Annotated in this window: 16 protein-coding genes and 1 tRNA gene; 11 read left to right on the top strand and 6 right to left on the bottom strand. The window is 59.2% G+C overall.

Annotated features, from left to right (window positions below; all coding sequences use genetic code 11):
• Positions 1-35 precede the first annotated feature (35 nt).
• Positions 36-1,238, top strand: coding sequence for an MFS transporter (locus BMZ42_RS15185; protein WP_091524126.1), 1,203 nt, complete (start codon positions 36-38; stop codon positions 1,236-1,238).
• A gap of 22 nt (positions 1,239-1,260) precedes the next feature.
• On the opposite strand, the gene BMZ42_RS15190 is transcribed toward BMZ42_RS15185, so the two are convergent.
• Positions 1,261-2,262 (bottom strand): alpha/beta hydrolase, encoded by a 1,002-nt coding sequence (locus BMZ42_RS15190; RefSeq protein ID WP_244523287.1) that lies wholly within the window; start codon positions 2,260-2,262, stop codon positions 1,261-1,263.
• A gap of 156 nt (positions 2,263-2,418) precedes the next feature.
• Between BMZ42_RS15190 and BMZ42_RS15195 the strand changes: the two genes are divergently transcribed.
• From BMZ42_RS15195 to BMZ42_RS15220, 6 genes are all read left to right on the top strand, one after another.
• On the top strand, positions 2,419-3,450 hold the full coding sequence (locus BMZ42_RS15195; protein WP_091524166.1) for a cysteine synthase A: 1,032 nt from the start codon (positions 2,419-2,421) through the stop codon (positions 3,448-3,450).
• Positions 3,450-4,193, top strand: coding sequence for an alanyl-tRNA editing protein (locus tag BMZ42_RS15200; protein ID WP_091524129.1), 744 nt, complete (start codon positions 3,450-3,452; stop codon positions 4,191-4,193). The genes BMZ42_RS15195 and BMZ42_RS15200 overlap by 1 nt, the downstream gene beginning before the upstream one ends.
• A 14-nt stretch (positions 4,194-4,207) precedes the next feature.
• Positions 4,208-5,056 carry a 3-mercaptopyruvate sulfurtransferase gene (gene sseA, locus BMZ42_RS15205; RefSeq protein WP_091524131.1) on the top strand — a complete coding sequence of 283 codons (849 nt, stop codon included), beginning with the start codon at positions 4,208-4,210 and terminating at the stop codon, positions 5,054-5,056.
• Between the two features lies 1 nt (position 5,057).
• Positions 5,058-5,597 (top strand): GNAT family N-acetyltransferase, encoded by a 540-nt coding sequence (locus BMZ42_RS15210; protein WP_091524133.1) that lies wholly within the window; start codon positions 5,058-5,060, stop codon positions 5,595-5,597.
• Positions 5,598-5,715: 118 nt separating this feature from the next.
• On the top strand, positions 5,716-6,282 hold the full coding sequence (locus tag BMZ42_RS15215) for an OmpA family protein (protein WP_091524135.1): 567 nt from the start codon (positions 5,716-5,718) through the stop codon (positions 6,280-6,282).
• Positions 6,283-6,480: 198 nt separating this feature from the next.
• Positions 6,481-8,457 carry a bifunctional 2',3'-cyclic-nucleotide 2'-phosphodiesterase/3'-nucleotidase gene (locus tag BMZ42_RS15220; RefSeq protein ID WP_091524137.1) on the top strand — a complete coding sequence of 659 codons (1,977 nt, stop codon included), beginning with the start codon at positions 6,481-6,483 and terminating at the stop codon, positions 8,455-8,457.
• Between the two features lie 42 nt (positions 8,458-8,499).
• On the opposite strand, the gene BMZ42_RS15225 is transcribed toward BMZ42_RS15220, so the two are convergent.
• Both BMZ42_RS15225 and BMZ42_RS15230 read right to left on the bottom strand, forming a co-directional pair.
• Complete coding sequence (locus BMZ42_RS15225) at positions 8,500-9,750, bottom strand: SAM-dependent methyltransferase (protein ID WP_091524139.1); 1,251 nt, start codon at positions 9,748-9,750, stop codon at positions 8,500-8,502.
• A gap of 160 nt (positions 9,751-9,910) precedes the next feature.
• Positions 9,911-11,362, bottom strand: a complete 1,452-nt coding sequence (locus BMZ42_RS15230; protein ID WP_091524141.1) for an NAD-dependent succinate-semialdehyde dehydrogenase — start codon at positions 11,360-11,362, stop codon at positions 9,911-9,913.
• Between the two features lie 193 nt (positions 11,363-11,555).
• Between BMZ42_RS15230 and BMZ42_RS15235 the strand changes: the two genes are divergently transcribed.
• Entirely contained in the window at positions 11,556-14,039 is a 2,484-nt protein-coding gene (locus tag BMZ42_RS15235) for a heavy metal translocating P-type ATPase (protein WP_091524142.1), read from the top strand.
• A gap of 38 nt (positions 14,040-14,077) precedes the next feature.
• Here BMZ42_RS15235 and BMZ42_RS15240 read toward each other — a convergent pair whose 3' ends face one another.
• Positions 14,078-15,703: an acyl-CoA dehydrogenase family protein gene (locus BMZ42_RS15240; protein ID WP_091524144.1), complete on the bottom strand. Its 1,626-nt coding sequence runs from the start codon at positions 15,701-15,703 to the stop codon at positions 14,078-14,080.
• A gap of 228 nt (positions 15,704-15,931) precedes the next feature.
• On the opposite strand from BMZ42_RS15240, the gene BMZ42_RS15245 reads away from it, so the two are divergent.
• The gene (locus BMZ42_RS15245) at positions 15,932-16,267 is read left to right on the top strand and encodes a YbaN family protein (protein WP_244523288.1); all 336 of its coding nucleotides are present in this window, start codon (positions 15,932-15,934) and stop codon (positions 16,265-16,267) included.
• On the opposite strand, the gene BMZ42_RS15250 is transcribed toward BMZ42_RS15245, so the two are convergent.
• Complete coding sequence (locus tag BMZ42_RS15250) at positions 16,264-16,704, bottom strand: pseudoazurin (RefSeq protein ID WP_091524148.1); 441 nt, start codon at positions 16,702-16,704, stop codon at positions 16,264-16,266. The two genes, BMZ42_RS15245 and BMZ42_RS15250, sit on opposite strands and share 4 nt — an antisense overlap.
• A gap of 243 nt (positions 16,705-16,947) precedes the next feature.
• Here BMZ42_RS15250 and BMZ42_RS15260 point away from each other — a divergent pair.
• A tRNA-Met gene (locus BMZ42_RS15260) sits at positions 16,948-17,024 on the top strand.
• 91 nt (positions 17,025-17,115) lie between these two features.
• Complete coding sequence (locus tag BMZ42_RS15265; protein ID WP_175556746.1) at positions 17,116-18,972, top strand: site-specific integrase; 1,857 nt, start codon at positions 17,116-17,118, stop codon at positions 18,970-18,972.
• Between the two features lie 45 nt (positions 18,973-19,017).
• Here the strand turns inward: BMZ42_RS15265 and BMZ42_RS15270 are convergent, their stop codons facing one another.
• Complete coding sequence (locus tag BMZ42_RS15270; protein WP_091524155.1) at positions 19,018-19,353, bottom strand: hypothetical protein; 336 nt, start codon at positions 19,351-19,353, stop codon at positions 19,018-19,020.
• Positions 19,354-19,550 lie beyond the last annotated feature (197 nt).

The raw sequence follows: 19,550 nt of genomic DNA on the forward strand, positions 1-19,550 counted from the left end.
GACTGGCCCAAGACTTATGAAACAGGAAACGCTTCATGGCCGGACTCGCAGCGCTTGCAATTGCCTATGTGCTTTCGCAATTCTACCGCTCTTTCATGGCGGTACTTACCCCGTTTCTGATTGACGAGCTCGGCGCGACGAAAGGAGACCTTTCGGCCGCATCCGGTGCGTATTTCATCGCGTTTGCCGTGTCGCAGTTCGCGATCGGTGTCTGTCTTGACCGCTATGGCCCCAAGCGCACGGCAGCCGTGCTGCTGGCACTTGGCGGTGGCGGCGGGGCACTCCTTTTTGCAGGCGCCACGCAGCCGTGGATGGTAATCGCGGCAATGACGCTGATCGGCATCGGTTGTGCGCCGGTTCTGATGGCCGCCGCCTTCATCTTCGCGCGCATGTATTCGCCTGCCAGACTCGCCATTCTCGTATCGTGGCTGGTGGGCTTTGGTTCGCTTGGCAATGTGATCGGTGCCTCGCCACTGGCAGCGGCTGCCGAGGCCTTTGGTTGGCGTGTCGTCATGCTGGCGTTAGGTGGCGTGACCGTGGTGACCGCGCTGGCTGTGCTGCTGCTGCTGCGTGATCCGGAACGACATGACAGCGATCAGCTGGACAGCGGATTTGGTGCCTATATCGAATTGTTCAAGTTGAAGGTGTTGTGGCCGATCTTGCCGATCATGGCGCTGCATTCCGTGGCTGCCGTCGGAATCCGCGGCTTGTGGGCTGGCCCATATCTGGCGGACGTCTATGGCGCGGATGCGTTGATGATCGGCCAGGTGACGCTTTTCATGGCGCTTGCAATGGTGGCGGGAGCTTTTATCTACGGCCCACTGGACGCGCTGTTCGGAACACGAAAGTGGGTGGCATTTTTCGGCAATCTGATCGGCCTCGTCGCAGTCGCGGTGCTGGCGTTCTATCCGCATACCGACGTCTTCACCACGACGGCGCTATTTGTCATCATCGGTGTGACGGGAGCAGGCTATGGCTTGTTGATGGCACACGGACGCGCCTATCTGCCGCCGCACCTGACCGGTCGCGGCATGACTTTGCTGAACTTCTTCTCTATTGGCGGTGTCGGAGTGATGCAATTCGCTACCGGTGGCGTGGTCACGGCAAGCACCGTGCCAGGCGATCCGGTCGTCGCCTATGAGGCGCTTTTCTGGTTCTACGTGATCATGCAGGGGCTGGGATTGATCATTTACCTGCTTGCCCGCGACGCCAAGCCCGAGAAAAGATCAAGCTCGTAAAGCCGGCACAATCGTCTGCAATCTATTTTTGCAGCGACTTGATCCACTCCATTATCCGGCCCGACACGAGCGCGTTCATTTCAGGCGAAAAGGCGTCGCCGGCAATGACGTGGTTGGAGCCGTCGCCCGAGCTTTCGACAACCATCATCTCGTGAGCGGCTTCCCACCGTTCCCAGACCTGGCGCGCAACCTCCGGTCGGACCACCTTGTCTGCATCGGAGAAAATGAAAAGCGCAGGCACAGTGATATTCTCGACAGCGGTGTTGCGTCCCAGTTCTGCAGCGGCCGCCATTGGAGGCAGCGCTGCGACCGGATATGTCGTCGTCCAGTATAGTGCGTGCATGTCATGGGCTGGCGTTACGCTGCGCTCTTTGCCTGTGATGAGTTCGGCAAGTTGGAGCCCCCAAGGCATTGTCAGCAGCCAGGAGCCGCTGGCCTGAATCGCGTAGTTGGGGGAGACGAAGACGACTCCGGCCACAGCTTCGGAAAGGGCAGGGTTTGTCAGTGCAAAGGTGACGAGCGGTGCGCCTGTCGACGTTGCGATCACCACGACCTTTTCGCCAATCGCTCGACCGATAGCCAAGGCCTCAGCAACATCATTGACCCAGTCTTTCAGCGTCGCCGTACCCATGGCTGCACTGTCCTGACCATGGCCAGTGAGGCGGGTGTAGAAGATATTTGCGCCAAAAGAGTTTGCAACCTCGTCTGGAACAGGCCGGATTTCACCTTTTGAGGCGGAAAAGCCGTGAACATATACAATGGACAATGGTGTGCGGGCTTTGGAACTGGGGAACGCCCAGAGGATTTCCTTGGCAAGTTCCGGGCGCAAGGCGGGAACCTGCGACTCGTTTGCGGCAAGCCAGTCTTGCGGGTTATCCCCGATAGCAGTTGCATCGAACGTAATCGTGGTGTCCGTACTGACACGCGGTCCGCTGACAAAAAGGACGCCAAGTGCAACCACAATTATAGAAACGACGATGATCGTTGTTCGCAGCATGGCCAGATCCCCCCAAAACTCCGTCATGTCGAGAATTTCTATTCCGCTTTCACCTGAATAGAAAGCTGGTTTGGCCTTGCGCCGCTTTGGGCACGCAAATATGCCCTTGGAGATGAAAGCTGTCTTGAAAGAGGCACAGTGCGTTTCTAGGCTTGTCGCCGATTGATGATGAAGGGCGTTTCCATGGCAGGTTCTGTTCTAGATGCAATTGGCAATACGCCGTTGATCCGTCTCAAGCGTGCTTCCGAAGAGACCGGATGCGAGATCCTCGGCAAGGCCGAGTTCATGAATCCGGGACAGTCGGTAAAGGATCGGGCGGGGCTGTACATCATCCGCGATGCGGAGAAGAGGGGCCTTCTGCGCCCCGGCGGCGTGATTGTCGAAGGCACGGCTGGGAACACCGGGATCGGCCTGACGCTGGTGGCGAAGGCGCTGGGCTATCGCACTGTCATCATTATCCCTGACACGCAAAGCCAGGAAAAGAAGGATGCCTTGCGGCTGCTGGGCGCAGAACTGATCGAAGTGCCGGCGGTGCCGTACAAGAACCCCAACAATTATGTGAAACTATCCGGAAGGCTTGCCGCGCAACTGGCAAAGACTGAGCCGAACGGCGCGATCTGGGCCAACCAGTTCGACAATGTTGCAAACCGCGATGGTCATGCGGTCAGCACTGCACAGGAAATCTGGAAGCAGACCGATGGCAAGGTGCATGGTTTCGTTGCGGCGGTTGGCAGCGGCGGAACGCTGGCGGGCGTTGCAGCAGGGCTGCGCGAGCACAGCAAGGATGTGAAGATCGCGCTGGCCGACCCGCTCGGTGCAGCGCTGCACAGCTTCTACACGACCGGCCATCTTGCCTCTGACGGTTCTTCGATCACGGAAGGCATCGGGCAGGGACGGATTACCGCCAATCTGGACGGGTTCACGCCCGATTTTTCCTATCAGGTTCCTGATGCTGAAGCATTGCCGATCCTGTTCGACCTCGTCCAGGAAGAGGGGTTGTGCCTTGGCGGTTCAACCGGCATCAACATTGCGGGTGCGATACGTCTGGCGAAGGATCTTGGTCCGGGCCACACGATCGTGACGATTCTTTGCGATTACGGCACCCGCTATCAGTCAAAGCTGTTCAATCCCAAATTCCTGCGCGAGAAGAGCTTGCCGGTTCCGGACTGGATGGAAAAGCAAGTCGATATCAATGTGCCGTACGAGGTGGTTTGATGAGCGCGAAAACCCTGCCCCTGTTTCGTGACGACGCCTATCTGACCTCGACCCCGGCAACGGTGATCGCGATCAATGATCGCGGCGGGATCATCCTCGACCGCACCGTGTTTTATGCCACTTCGGGCGGACAGCCTGGCGATACCGGGTTTCTCGAACGCGCTGACGGCACGAAGATTGCGATTGCAGCGACTGTGAATGGCGAGACCAAGGCAGATATCATTCATGTCCTGCAGGCGGACCAGCCTGTGCCGGAAGTTGGCGAGACTGTAACGGCGACCATTGATTGGGAACGTCGTCACAAGCTGATGCGGATGCACACGGCCTGCCACCTGTTGAGTGTGGTTTGCTCTTATCCCATCACCGGCGCCTCGGTGAGTGAGGATGACAGCCGCGTCGATTTCGACATTCCTGACGCCAGCGTTACCAAGGAAGACGTGACGGAGCGGATGATGGAACTGGTGCGAGCTGATCATCCGGTGTTCACGACATGGATCACCGATGAAGAGCTTGTTGCCAACCCCTCTCTGGTAAAATCGAAGAACGTGCGGCCGCCTGTCGGCGCTGGTCGCATTCAACTGGTCGGGATTGGGCAGGATAGCAGCATTGACAGCCAGCCATGCGGCGGCACGCATGTCCGCTCCACGGCGGAAATTGGTGAGATACACATCGGAAAGATCGAAAAGAAGGGTCGAGAAAATCGACGCTTCCGGCTGCGCTTCGGATCAATACCGGCAAACTGAAAGAGGACCGTCGCATGAGCAAAAGCCCGTTTGTCGTATCTGCGGAATGGCTGGAGGCGAAGCTTGATGAGCCGGGGCTGTCGATTGTTGACGGCTCCTGGTACCTGCCGGCCCACAAGCGGGATGCGCGTGCCGAGTATGAAGCCGGCCATATTCCTGGGGCGGTGTTTTTCGATCAGGATCTGGTGGTCGATCCTTCTGCTACCCTTCCGCATACACTTCCCCAGCCTCAGCAATTTGGCCAGTTTGTATCTTCGATGGGGATCAGCGCGGACGATACGATTGTTGTCTACGACGGTCCGGGCTTTTTTTCCGCTCCACGGGTCTGGTGGATGTTTCGTCTGATGGGGGCCAGCAATGTCTTCGTGCTGGACGGCGGCTTTGACGGATGGAAGGCCGAGGGGCGGCGGATAACCAACGAGCCGACACGTGTCGCGCCGAGCTATTTCGATGTGCTGAATGCAGCCGAGCTGGTCGCGACTTTTGACGATATGGTTCAGATCGTTGCCGATGGCTCCGCACAGATCGCTGATGCACGCTCACCGGGGCGTTTTACGGGCGAGGAAGCCGAGCCGCGACCGGGGATGCGCTCTGGCCACATGCCAGGCGCGCGCAATGTCCCTGCCAGCGCCTTGTCAAAGGACGGCGAGTTCTTGTCGGTCGATGAACTGCGTGCGGTGCTTGGACAGGCCGGCATCGATTTATCCCGACCGGTGGTGACATCCTGCGGTTCGGGTGTGACAGCCGCGGCTATTTCTCTGGCGCTCGCGTCTGTCGGGCATACGGACAACCGTCTTTACGATGGTTCCTGGACCGAATGGGGTGGTCGCAATGATACGCCGGTCGCCACTGGCAAGGATTGACATGACAGTTGACGGCACATCGCGAGCAACCCTGATCGCCCGGATCACACATCTGGAAATGAACTCAATTCCGCCGGTGCGGGTGCCAATTCCCCACGGCCCGCGGCTTGCCGTCATGCGTGCGCGAGAAGTGCCGCTGCATTTTTACCGGTATCTTTATGAACAGGTCGGCAAGCCACACCACTGGCTGGCACGCCGGAATTTGAGCGATGACGAGTTGGGCGCGATCCTGCATGCAGACCATACCGACCTTCATATCCTCTACGTTGACGGGGCACCGGCGGGCTTTTTCGAGCTGAACCATTCACAGGCACCGCGCGATGCCGAGATTGTCTATTTCGGGATAGTGCCAGACTTTCAGGGCAGGGGGCTGGCGCGATTTCTGCTTTCCGAGGCGATCTTTGCCGCGTGGAGTCGCGAACCGGAGCGTGTCGTCATCAGTACCAATACACTCGACAGCCCGCGTGCGTTGCAACTCTACCAACGTGCCGGTTTCTCGCCATATGCGTTTTCCGAGGAGGCGGTCCAGCCCTGGCTTTAGCCTGGGGCCGTCGTGTCGTTAACCAACATGAACGTAGAATAACATTGCGTTCAGGCAGACTTCAGGCCGTACGTCCCATAGTCGCCTATCAGATATCCCCCGTTGAAGGAGACACACCATGTTGCGTCGCAGCTTTATTGCCTTGACTATCGCTACCATCGCTCTGCCGGGCATTGCCACTGCGCAGCCACGTCAGGCGCCGGAAATGCCGTCAGCCGACCGCATCATGCGCCAGCTTGACCAGCAGCCGCGCATGCGCATGTCACCTGAGCGTCGCGTGACGGTTCAGGAGTTCAAGCGGCGGCCTGAGCTTCGTCGGGCTGCGCCGTCCATCGAAATCCAGTCGATCAACTTCGCAACCGCCTCGGCAGATATCTCACGTTCGCAGTTCCGCAATGTTGAGCAGATTGCAAGAGCAATGGAGCGTGTCCTGCGTCGGGACCGAGGAGCGCGTTTCCTGATCGAAGGACATACCGATGCAGTTGGCTCGGCAAGCTACAATCGTGCGCTCTCGGAGCGCCGTGCAGAATCGCTCAAGCGAGTTCTGGTGCGCGAGTTCCGTATTCCGACGCGGGCATTGGAGACGGTTGGCTATGGCGAAGACTACTTGCTCATAGATACGCCGTACGAGGCTTGGGAAAACCGTCGTGTCACATTGCGCCGCATCGATGGCTTTTTGCGCTGATCTAAAGCGCACGATCTGAAAACAGTTAAAGTCGCCGGTCCGCAAGGATCGGCGACTTTATTGTATTTACCCTGCGTTATCTGGGCCAATCACCTTCATGGTTGTGTCATGCAAAGCTGCTGGACTCCTCGGTGAGAGCGCGTAACACTTGTTGAGCAGTCTCAAAACCCATTTCAGCATCCCTTTTGGAGAGCCAGCATGACTATGATGACTTCAGCCTTTTCCAGACGCAGATTTCTAGCAGGTTCGGCTGCTGCATGTTCCGTTGTCCTGCTGCACCCGTTTTCGGCGCGCGCGCAGTCAAATCAGGCCCATCTGCGCATCATGGAGACCACGGACCTGCACGTTCACGTCTTCCCCTATGACTACTACGCAGACCGGGAGAACCACACGATGGGTCTTGCGCGGACTGCCACGATCATGGACGAAATTCGCTCTGAAGCGACCAATTCGATCCTCGTCGACAATGGCGACTTCCTTCAGGGCAACCCCATGGGCGACTACATCGCCTATGAGCGCGGGATGAAAGAAGGCGACATTCATCCGATCATCGCCGGGATGAACGTGCTCGGCTATGACGCCTCGACGCTTGGAAACCATGAATTCAACTACGGCCTCGATTTCCTCGACAAGACCTTGGCCGGTGCGAATTTCCCCGTCGTCTGCGCTAACGTCGCCAAGGGCAAGCTCGCGGGCAATGGGCGTGACGACACGATGCTTCTGAAGCCGTATACAATTCTCGACCGCAAGATCAAGGACGGCGCGGGAAATGAGCATCCGATCCGCATCGGGCTCATTGGTTTTGTGCCACCGCAGATCATGAACTGGGATTCTCGCCACCTCGTTGGCAACGTCGAAACCCGCGATATTCTCGACGCTGCAGCAGCATGGGTGCCGCAGATGAAGGAAGACGGGGCAGAAATCATCATTGCGCTATCCCACTCGGGGATGGGGCCCACCAAACAGGAGGACGGGCTTGAGAACGCTTCGATCCTTCTTGCCGGGATCGACGGCATTGACGCACTCGTGACAGGCCACAGCCACCTTGTCTTCCCCGGCCCGCAGTTTGAAGGGGTCGAAGGTTTGGATATTGCTGCCGGGACCATCAACGGAAAGCCGGGCGTTATGGGCGGCTTCTGGGGATCGCATCTCGGGTTGCTGGACCTGTTGCTCGAGCGCGACGGCAATGCGTGGAAAGTGGTGTCTTCGACATCCGAAGCCCGTCCGATTTCGCAGCGGGTTGATGGCAAGACGTCGGCGCTGGTCGAGAGCAAGACTGAGGTTGAGGACGCGGTGCGCGCTGATCACGAGGCGACCCTCGCTTATGTGCGGGCACCAGTCGGCAAGACATCGGCACCGCTCCATTCCTATTTTGCGCTGGTCGCAGACGATCCTTCGGTCCAGATCGTGAGCAATGCACAGGTGTGGTATATCACTGACATGCTCAAGGATACGGAGTATTCCGACCTGCCGGTTCTTTCAGCTGCAGCGCCGTTCAAGGCGGGCGGACGCGGCGGGCCGGACTATTATACCGACGTTCCAACCGGCGACATCGCGATCCGCAACGTGGCCGATCTCTATCTGTATCCGAACACCGTGCAGGCGGTTGTAATCAATGGCGCTCAGGTCAAGGGATGGCTTGAAATGTCCGTTGGCATCTTCAATCAGGTTCAGCCGGGTGGCAAAGATCAGCCCCTCGTGAACCCAGACTTCCCGTCCTATAATTATGACGTGATTGATGGCGTAAGCTACAAGGTCGACCTGTCTCAGCCAGCCAAATATTCTCCGAAAGGCGAACTTTTGAACGCTGATGCAAATCGTATCGTTGATCTCCAGTTCAATGGCCAGCCGATCGATCCTGACGCGCGTTTTGTGGTGGCAACCAATAATTACCGTGCAGGCGGCGGCGGAAACTTCCCGGAAATTGGTGCGGACAAGGTGATATTCCAGGCTCCCGATACCAATCGCGACGTTATCGTCCGCTACATTCTGGATCAGGGAACGATCAACCCATCGGCTGACGCGAACTGGAATTTTGCAGCTCTGCCCGACACGACCGTGCTTTTTGAGACCGGTCCGAAGGCTGCGGCTTTCATGGATAGTGTGGAAGGCGTGAAGATCGAGGCTGCCGGCGATGGCGAGGCGGGGTTCGCCAAGTATCGCATCACACTTTAGCCAAGAGCTGGCGCCGTCCGGGTTTATGCCGGATGGCGCCAGTCACGCTTTGTAGATGACCTGGCGAACATCGATATACTCAGCGCGGAATCCTGCCTCGCAATAGTAGAGATAAAATTCCCAGAGCTTCTTGAAGCGCTCGTCAAAACCAAGCGGCACAATCTTTTCCCAGGATTGCCAGAAGCGCTCGCGCCAATCGGCGAGTGTGCGCGCGTAATCCTGCGCAAAGATCCGTTCGCGCACATAGGTCAGGCCGTGGTCCGACCCTAAGCTTTTCAACAATGCTGGCGTCGGTAACATGCCGCCTGGAAACACATAGCGCTGAATGAAATCAGGCCGCGCACGGTAACGTTCGAACGCCGATTCCTTGATCGTGATGATCTGCATTCCGGCAGTCCCGTCTGGCCGAAGACAGTCTTTCACCTTGCCGAAAAAGGCCGGCCAGTATTTCTCGCCCACGGCCTCGAACATTTCGATGGAAGCGATGCGATCATATTTTCCGGTTTCGTCGCGGTAGTCCTGAAACTTGATGTCGACTTTGTCAGCCAGTCCCGCCCGGGCAATGCGCGCCTTTGCGAAATCATGCTGCTCGCGGCTGATGGTCAGGCCGGTGACCCTGCATCCAATTTCGCGGGCGGCAAACTCGGCAAAACCTCCCCAGCCGCAGCCGATTTCGAGAACGTGATCGTTGGGGCCGATCCCCGTGTCATGCGCGAGTGCGCGGAATTTTTCGATCTGAGCGCTCTCCAGATCGTTGGCGCCGGTCGAGTAGAGCGCTGATGAATAGGTCATCGATGGGTCGAGCCATTGCTCGTAGAAGCGATTGCCGAGATCGTAGTGCGCGGAGATGTTGCGTTGCGATCCGGTGCGGGTGTTTTCATTGAGCCAGTGACGGAACCGCTGGATCGCTGTGACAAACCAGTTTGCGCCGCCGGCGACCTGCTCTCCTGCATCTTCGTTGACCACGAACAGTTCGAGAAACGAAGTCACGTCAGGGCTTTCCCAGTCGCCGTCCATATAAGATTCAGCCACGCCGATGGTCGCGCCGGAAAAAGCCCTTCTAGGCAGTCTCCAGTTCCGCAGAACGATATGTGCTTCAGGGCCGGGCCCGTTGCCGCCGACTCTGAACAGATTCCCCTCGGGCGTCTGCACCGTGAGTGCACCACGCGGCAGGCCCATGGCGACATTGAGGACCATGCGTGCCCGTGCGGGCAGGTGGCGCGTGGCTTCTGAAAAGTTGGAGGGGGTCAGCCGGATTGCGGCTGAATTCTGCGTTGAGTTGGTATTGTACATCAGCGGACCCTCCCAATACGGTGAGGGCTCAGCCGACAGAGATTGCCGGTCCGGTCATCTCACTCTTTCGAGAGAATTTTCCACGCGATGCAGGGAACTGCAAGGGCATTGCCCGATATTGCTCCGCCGGTTTCACAAACGGCGGAGCAATGAGGTCAGATTAGGCAGGCATCTGGGTCACAAACTTGGTGATGAAGTAGGCGTTGATCGCCTCGGAGCCACCCTCGGTGCCGTGGCCCGAATCCTTGATGCCCCCGAACGGGACTTCCGGCAGCGCCAGACCGAGCTGGTTGATGGTCGTCATGCCAGCCTCGATCCGCTGGCCCAGCTGGTGCGCGGTTTCGGCAGAACCGGTGAAAGCGTAGGAAGCAAGGCCGAACGGCAGCCGGTTGGCTTCGTCGATCACCTCATCAAGCGTCGAGAACGGCGCAAATACCGCCACCGGGCCGAACGGTTCCTCGTTCATGATGCGCGCGCTCTTCGGCACGTTCGAAAGCACGGTGGGTTCGAAGAAGTTGCCCTCATTGCCGATGCGCCGGCCACCTGTCTTGAGTTCGCCACCGTTGGCGACCGCGTCGTTGACGAGTTCCTCAAGCGCAGGGATACGACGCTCATTGGCGAGCGGGCCCATCTGCACGCCGTCTTCAAAACCGTTGCCGACCTTGATGGCCTTGGCGGCAGTGGTAAAGGAGTCCACCACCCGGTCGTAGACTTCGTTCTGGACCAGGAAGCGGGTCGGCGAGACGCAGACCTGTCCAGCATTGCGGAATTTCGAGCCAGCCAGCAGCTTGACCGCCTTGTCGATATTGGCGTCGTTGAAGATGATCGCCGGCGCATGGCCGCCCAGTTCCATCGTCGCCAGCTTCATGTGGCTGGCAGCCAGTGCCGCGAGCTGCTTGCCGATCGGGGTCGAGCCGGTGAACGAAATCTTGCGGATCACCGGATGCGGGATCAGATATTCGGAGATTTCGGCAGGAATGCCGTAGACGAGATTGATGACGCCTGCCGGAATGCCGGCATCGACAAAGCAGCGGATCAGCTCGGCTGGCGAAGCCGGGGTCTCTTCAGGCGCCTTGACGATGATCGAGCAGCCGGCAGCGACGGCGCCGGAAAGCTTGCGGACCACCTGATTGATCGGAAAATTCCATGGCGTGAACGCGGCAACCGGGCCGACCGGAAGCTTGATCGCCATCTGCGTAACGCCCGGCACGCGCGACGGAATGATCTGGCCATAGGCACGACGGCCTTCCTCGGCAAACCAGTCGATGACGTCGGCACCGGCCAGAACTTCGCCCTTGGCTTCGTTGACGGGCTTGCCCTGCTCAAGCGTCATGATCTCGGCGATCATGCCGGCGCGTTCGCGCAGCAGTTCGGCTGCCTTGCGCATCAGCTTGTAACGATCAAACGCAGAAGTCGCACTCCAGACCTTGAAGCCGCGTTCAACCGACGCCAGTGCCGCGTCGAGATCGGCCTTGGTCGCATGCGCCACCGTGCCGATGACGGCACCGGTCGACGGATCGGTCACCGGGATCGTCTTGCCCTCGACGCCATTGCGCCATTCGCCGTCAATGAAAAGCTGGGTGTTCGGGTAGTTCGCGCGGTTCGTGGACATTGTGCGGTTTCCTCCTGGGTGGCACGGCTGTGGAATCGGCTGATGCAGTCGAAGTCGTTCGGTAGATAGAGGCTGGGACCTTGATTGTCACATGTTTCGCGTTGATCCAGAATTCGATTTTGCTGCTCTTGACCTTCCAGTAAGGGGAAACCTTATCTGAGAACCATTCGATGATTTTGTCTGGAACATTTCCATGAATGTACCCACTGAAGCCGCTACCGATACTGGCAAGACGATTACTTTTCCGATCGAGGGCATGACCTGCGCTTCCTGTGTCGGGCGGGTGGAGGCGGCGCTACGCAAGGTGGACGGTGTTGCAACGGCTTCCGTCAATCTGGCGACCGAGCGCGCCGACATTCGCGGTGACGGGTCTCTTGAGCGCGCAGCGCTGATCAAGGCCGTCGAGGCCGCAGGCTATGGTGTGCCCGCAACGACGACCGAGCTTTCGATTGAAGGCATGACTTGCGCATCTTGCGTCGGGCGCGTCGAGGCGGCGTTGAAGACGGTGCCGGGCGTTCGCGATGCTGTCGTCAATCTCGCCACCGAACGGGCGAGCGTGCACGGCGTTGCCGATACGCGAGCGCTGGTCGAGGCGGTGGCGCGAGTTGGTTACGCTGCAAGTCCGCTTGGGCAGAGTAATGCCGACGACGCCGAAATCGCAGCCAAGAAGGATGCGGAAGCCGCTCTTCTCAAGCGCGACCTGATCGTTGCCGCGGCGCTCACATTGCCGGTGTTCGTGCTGGAGATGGGATCGCATTTGATCCCGGCATTCCACCATTTTGTGGCAGAGACCATCGGCACGCAGCAAAGCTGGCTGATCCAGTTCGTGTTGACGACACTGGTGCTCTTCTTCCCTGGCCGTCGCTTCTATCAGAAGGGTTTTCCGGCGCTGGCGCGGCTGGCACCCGACATGAATTCGCTGGTTGCCGTCGGCACGCTGGCAGCGTTTTCCTATTCGCTTGTGGCAACGTTTGCGCCGTCGCTGCTGCCGGCGGGAACCGTCAACGTCTATTATGAAGCTGCGGCCGTCATCGTGACCCTGATCCTGCTTGGCCGCTATCTGGAGGCGCGCGCCAAGGGCCGCACTTCGCAGGCGATCCAGCGCCTGGTCGGACTGCAGGCCAAGACGGCGCGAGTGCGGCGCGACGGTACGGTCCTCGAGGTTGCGGTTGCTGACGTCGTTGCCGGTGACATCATCGAGGTGCGCCCCGGCGAGCGCATTCCGGTCGATGGCGACGTGGTCGATGGCTCAAGCTTCGTCGATGAATCGATGATTACAGGCGAGCCTATGCCGGTGGAAAAGACAGAAGGAGCGGGCGTCGTCGGCGGCACCATCAACCAGACCGGCGCTTTTGCGTTTCGCGCAACTGCGGTGGGTGGGGCGACCGTGCTGTCGCAGATCATCCGCATGGTGGAAGAGGCGCAGGGCTCCAAGCTGCCGATCCAGGCGATGGTCGACAAGGTGACGATGTGGTTCGTGCCCGCGGTGATGGGCGTTGCCGCTTTGACCTTTCTCGTCTGGTTGATTTTAGGGCCTGATCCGGCTCTGACCTTCGCATTGGTCAATGCGGTCGCGGTACTGATCATTGCCTGTCCGTGTGCGATGGGACTGGCGACGCCGACATCCATCATGGTCGGCACCGGGCGCGGGGCTGAACTCGGCGTATTGTTTCGTAAGGGCGATGCGTTGCAGGCGTTGAAGGATGCCAGCGTGGTTGCGGTCGACAAGACCGGCACTCTGACAGAAGGCAAGCCGACGCTGACCGACATCGAGATTGCTACCGGGCTTGAGCGGGCAGAGGTGCTGGCAAGGATCGCGGCAGTGGAAGCCAAGTCGGAGCATCCGATTGCGCGCGCCATCGTTGAGGCTGCTGAAGCTGAAGGCCTCACTGTGCCGGCTATCTCCAACTTCGAATCGATCACCGGTTATGGTGTGGCGGCGGATGTCGATGGCGTCCGTGTCGATGTCGGCGCGGATCGTTTCATGACCAAGCTGGGACTGGACGTATCCGTGTTTGCCGATACTGCCGCGCGTCTTGGCACTGAAGGCAAGACGCCACTCTATGCCGCAATCGGCGGCAGGCTGGCGGCGATTGTTGCGGTTGCTGACCCGATCAAGGAAACGACGCCAGTGGCAATTGCGGCACTGCACACCCTCGGCCTGAAAGTGGCGATGATTACTGGCGACAACCGCAGGACTGCCGAAGCCATCGCCAGACGGCTGGGGATCGATGAAGTCGTTGCTGAAGTTCTGCCGGAAGGCAAGGTCGCGGCGGTGCGCAAGCTCAAGGCCGAGCACGGCAAGCTGGCCTTTGTCGGTGATGGCATCAACGATGCACCCGCCCTGGCTGAAGCTGATGTCGGCATCGCGGTCGGCAACGGCACCGATATCGCCATCGAGGCCGCAGACGTCGTGCTGATGTCCGGGAACCTGAACGGCGTACCGAATGCGATTGCGCTGTCGCGGGCCACGATTGGCAATATCAGGCAGAATCTTTTCTGGGCATTTGCCTACAACACTGCCTTGATCCCGGTCGCAGCCGGGGTGCTCTATCCGATCTACGGCATCCTCTTGTCGCCGGTGTTTGCCGCAGGCGCGATGGCGTTCTCGAGCATCTTCGTACTCGGAAATGCGCTGCGGTTGCGCAGATTCCAGGCGCCGACGTGCGTGGCCTGATCGGCAGGGAGGCTTGTCGTGTCTCCCTGCCGCAAACGTCAGGCGGCTTTTGGCATCGCGCGTTCAAGAATGGCGCGCGTGTCGATTGTCGCTTCGAACGCACCATAGGCCATGCCGCGTTCTTTCAGGCGCAAGCTGCAGAAAGCGTCCGCCACGGGATTGTCCCAGTCCAGGAGGATTGCAGCTTGTGCGGCAAGAGCAAGCTTTTCCACCAGATGCCGGGCTGTCGCCTCGGTGACACCGCGCAGATTGATCGTGTCGATCCAGCCATCGTATGCGGTGTTGAGACCGCGCCGTGCTTCAATGAATTCCTGTAACGCCTCGACACCTTCTGGCTCCCGGGCCATCGCCCTTAGCACATCGAGCGCGATGACGTTCCCGGAGCCCTCCCAGATGGCGTTTAGCGGCGATTGACGGAACAGCCGTGCCATCGGGCCGCTTTCAATGAATCCCGCCCCGCCATGGCTCTCCATTGCCTCGTAGATCACCCCCGGAGTGCGTTTGCAGATCCAGTATTTTGCAATCGGGGTCAGCAGGCGGCTGAGCGGGTCATTGGCGTCGAATGCTTGCGCAAGGCGCAGCCCCATGGCGGTCGCTGCCTCGCTTTCGACGGCCAGGTCGGCGAGGAGTGCGGCCATCGCCGGTTGGTCGATGAGGCGCTTCTGGAATGCCGAACGGTGAGCCGTGTGCCACAAGGCGTGGGCCACGCCCGTGCGCATCTGCTGGGCCGAACCGACGACGCAGTCGAGACGAGTATGTTGCACCATCTGGATAATCGTCGCGACGCCGCGTCCTTCCGGGCCGATCCGCTGTGCCAAAGCGCCCTGATATTCGACTTCCGATGAAGCGTTGGAGCGATCGCCCATTTTGTCTTTGAGCTGCAACACGCGAAAACCGGCGTTGCGCTCGCCATCCGGCAGCCATCGCGGCAGCAGAAAGCATGTCAGGCCGCCTTCGGTATAGGCGAGTGTCAGGAAAGCATCGCACATGGGTGCGGAGCAAAACCATTTGTGCCCGGTGAGGCTGTACCAGCCTTCCTCACCTGTGGGCACGGCACGGGTCGTGTTGGCACGCACGTCTGAGCCGCCTTGCTTCTCGGTCATCGCCATGCCGATGGTGACACCAGCCTTTTCGGCAGCTGGCCGCACCGCAGGGTCATAGCGTCCTGCCTGAATGCGCGGCACCCAGACCTCGGCAACCTTCGGCTCCATACGCAGTGCTGGCACTGCCGCATAGGTCATCGTCATGGGGCAAACAGTGCCGCAATCTGCCTGACCGACAAGGAATTGAGCCGCTGAGTGGGCGACATGTCCTGCTTGCGCTTCGTTCCATGCAAGCGCTGCAAAGCCGTTGTCGAGCCCCTGTCGCATCAGCGCGTGATAGGCTGGGTGAAACCGCACTTCGTCAATGCGCCGTCCGTAACGGTCGAAATTCTCCAGAACGGGCGTGACGCGGTTGGCTTCAATACCCCATTCGAGAGACTCAGCTGAGCCAACCTGCGCTCCAAGATTTTTGAGATGCGCTTCATGGGCCGAACCACCAGCTTTGCCCACCGCATCGACCAGCGCTGTATCAGAGGAAAACAGGTTGATGTCTTCAAATGGCGGCGGCTGATTGAAGACGTCGTGGGTTTCAAACTGGGTGATCGGACGGATCGTGGTCATGCAGGCTTTTCCTCCCTGAAACGTCTGCGTGGTATGAACTAGTTATGTCGCACAACTTGCCAGCGAGGGGAAATGGCCAGGTCGTTGCCGCAGCTTGCCCGAGATGGCCATATTTGTCAGACAGGCGCGAGCGATCGTTGGCCGCGCTGAAGCGAAGGTAAATTTGTGAGATCTCGCTGGATGAGACTTGTCTGGATTGCCGCCGGGTGCACGTCGCTGGTCCTCGGAATGATCGGTGCCGCGTTGCCCGTGCTGCCGACCACTCCCTTCATCATCCTGGCGGCGTTCTGCTTCGCGCGAGGGTCGCAGCGGCTGAACGCATGGCTTCTGAATCATCCGCGGTTCGGGCCGATGATTGTTGCCTGGCAGACGCACGGCGCGATTCCCCGCAAGGGAAAACGCGCCGCGATCATAGGAATGGCTTTCGCGCTGCTGTTATCAGTCGCAATGGGCCTGTCGGGAATGTTGCTCGCCATTCAAATGCTGGCAATGGCAGGCGCTGCGACCTTCATTCTCACCAGACCGGAGCCACCCACGGAGCCGCCCACTGGGCCAAAAGACTAGCTGGCGGGAACCGCGTCGAGCAGCTCCTTGAAAACACCCTTGGCCTTGCCCGGATGCTTCACAGCCTTGGCCTCTTCAAGATTTACTGGCGCGCCAACTGAAATAAGCATCACCATGCCCATGCCGTAATGCGGCGTGCACTTCACACCGTAGACGCCTTCTTCGGTGACGGTGTAGACGACCTCTTCGTTGACCTTGCTGGTGAAGCCTTCGGCGCCGGCGGGAATCATGCCCTTGATGCTTTCGGCATTGTGGGACTTGTCGGTTGGCACGAAGCGGATCGTGTCGCCGGGTTCCGCCTTGACGAAGTCAGGCTCAAACACCATCGCACCTTTCTCACCCTTGTTGAGCATCTGGACTTCGTGCTCTGCCGCTTGTGCGGCACTGGCAAGAGCGGTTGCAGCGGCCAGTATTGCTATTGTGAGAAACCGTTTCATGGCTCGTTCCTTTCTTGGGGGAGGATCGGCTTTGATAACTCGGATCATGCGCTTTGCCTCACGCAGCTACATTGAGTTTGCGCAAATCGTCGAAATCTTTCCAGTAGGTGACGAATGGTTATCACAAATGAATGGGAATTCAGCCGGTAACGCGCTTGACAGGTCGGCCAAGCCTCTCGTATATCCGCGCCACCTCACGACGACATGCGGAGAGCGCTTCAGCGGTCTTCTTTTTGTCTACGGGGCGGAGTAGCTCAGTTGGTTAGAGCAGAGGAATCATAATCCTTGTGTCGGCGGTTCAAATCCGTCCTCCGCTACCATTGATCCCGAATAGGAAAATCAGCTAGTTAATGGAGCCAGGAGGTTCCAGAGACTGTGTGACATCTCACGCCAATGTACGCGGAGATGTTAATGGCACGGACTTCCTATCTCGCGCGGCGCGAGGGTCGCTATTTCATGCAGGCCCGTTTTGCCGTGCAATGTGCACCGCTTATCGGTAAACCGCTCTATCGTGCCTCCCTCGGAACAAGCGATTACCGCACGGCTCGAATGAGGCTCCTAGAATGCCTTGGCTGGTTTCACCGCATGAATGACAGCGTAGATTACACGTCCCTCTTCCAGAAGAACGTTGCCGAGCTCCGGGCATATCTTCAGGACTGCTGGCCCATCTCGGATGAACGTCTGTTCGCCCGCCGGAGCTACGAGGAGCTTCTCAAGAACCTGAACCGCAAGGCGCAGGCAGCAGGGTGCGGGCCTGACATGATCGAGCCCGAGTTTCCGTCGCTGTTCAGGACATTCGTTCAGCAGAACGTCGAGGCGGAAGCCTATCTGCGGAAGGCCGAGCGCGTCCGCAACTACGAACGAGGACGTGCGGACATGCAAGCAGCCGTCCAGTTCGGTGCGGTCCCTGATAGCTTTCAGCGGCCATTGTCGGCACCGCCTCACGCGCCGCGATCCTACCCCATCGCAGCGAGCCCGATGGTCGCAACGCGAGCAGAGCAAAGTTCGCACGCGCCGGAACGGACAGAAGAGACCGCGACCAAGCACGTCCCACCGTTCTCCGCTGCCCTTGCCGAATATCTAAAGGAGCGGCGGGAAGCGGGCGACAGTGCCGACGCGTTGCGCGAAGTGGAATTGATCATTCAGTTCTTGATCGACCAGTTCGCAGACGTGGACGTCGGTTCATTCGATGGCGGGCAAGCGCAGGAACTCGATACCATGCTTCCCGACATTCCGGACCGCAAGAACATTCCCCGCGAGCATTGCGTCTCGCTGGCCACGCGATATGCCTACGCCCAGAAACATGGCTGGACGGAACTGAAGCGTCTGACGGAGGCCCGCATCCGGAACGGCTATCACAACGCTCTGTCCAAGTTCTTTGGCTGGCTTATCACAAAGGGCTACTACCCGCACGCGAAGCCGATCTTCAAGGAGATCAGCGGCAAGAACCTCGTTTCCCTTCCGAGGGATTCGTTCGAAAGCGATGAGATCAAGCTCATGTTCTCGCAGCCGCTGTTCATAGGCTGCGAAGCGCCGAAACGCATCTGGAAACCGGGAACCGTCTTCATCCAGTCCCATCTCTACTGGGGCTATATCATCTTGGTGCTTCATGGCCTCCGGATCAGCGAACTTGGCCAGATCGAGATCGAGGACATCGTTCAGCGCAACAGCATTTACTATATCGACTTGCGTGGTTTCGATCCTAAAAAGGGGCGCGTTGCGATCGAGGATCAGAAGCGGTTCAAGACGGCCAGCTCGGAGCGTCTCGTACCGATGCATCCCCTCGTCATCGAACTCGGGCTGCTCGAACGCGTCAAAGAACTGAAGGAAAGAGGCTGTCCCGTTCTGTTTCCCGAATGGGAGCCCTATCCCAAGCCGAATGGCGAATTGCGGTGGGGGCAGCCGATCACAAAAAGCTGGCAATACCTGAAGACGAAAATCGGCATCACGCGCGCGGATGTGACCGCCTATTCGACCCGACACACCTACGCCGATTTCCTCGATTCCACAGGGGTCAGTCATCGCGGCCGAATGCGCGCCATGGGTCACTCGACCAAGGGCGACATTCCCGCTGGATACGGCTCCAAGAAACGCTTCACCGCGCGCGACCTTGATGAGATCCTGTCGATCGCCTCGCCGGAAATCCAGTTCATGAGTGAGACGCTGTTGAAGGCCAAGGCCGAAGCAGATGAGGGACGGCTGACCGTGGTGAAGCCATGGCTCCACCGTAGCAATTGGTCCAAACACTATAGGGAGAAATTCGGATAACCACTGCAAGGGCGCCTGCCACGGGATGCGGTTCTCTGTCAGCACTCAGGCGCCTCCCGGCGGTTTCGGCCCTGATGCTGTGGCGGTTTCCGCCCCGGCCAGTTCCTCGAGCAGTCGAGCGACTTCCAGCAGGCTACCCCTACTCAGCGACAGGGAGGCGACGCCCGCCTCTGCATCAGCAAGCGCGGCGTCGGCCTCGCCACGCCACGCGGCCATGATGGTTTCCTCCGAACGTCCCGGCCGTGTCCAGATCGACAAGCGGTTGATCTCGCCTTTAGCGATCTGTTCAGCGACCCACTGGCGGACTACAGGATCGGCAATGCGCGACATCAGCGCAACCGCGGCATCCTTGCGCGCGGCAGGACGGCGCAGGTCAGCCATTAGCTGCGTGAACGATGGCCGGGAGCGGGAGCGCCCCGCCCTAGAAGCGGCAGGCCGGGGCCCAAGAGGCATATCGCCGCCCATACCCCGCTCATAGTCCGTGATTGTCAATGACCGTGGAAACGGGACCCCGCCTTTTCGTGTAAAAGGGACCCCGGTTAGAGCTTGTGAAGGGCACGCCGGTTAGCGCCCGATCA

The sequence above is a fragment of the Aquamicrobium aerolatum DSM 21857 genome (genome assembly GCF_900113935.1).
Lineage (GTDB): Bacteria > Pseudomonadota > Alphaproteobacteria > Rhizobiales > Rhizobiaceae > Aerobium > Aerobium aerolatum.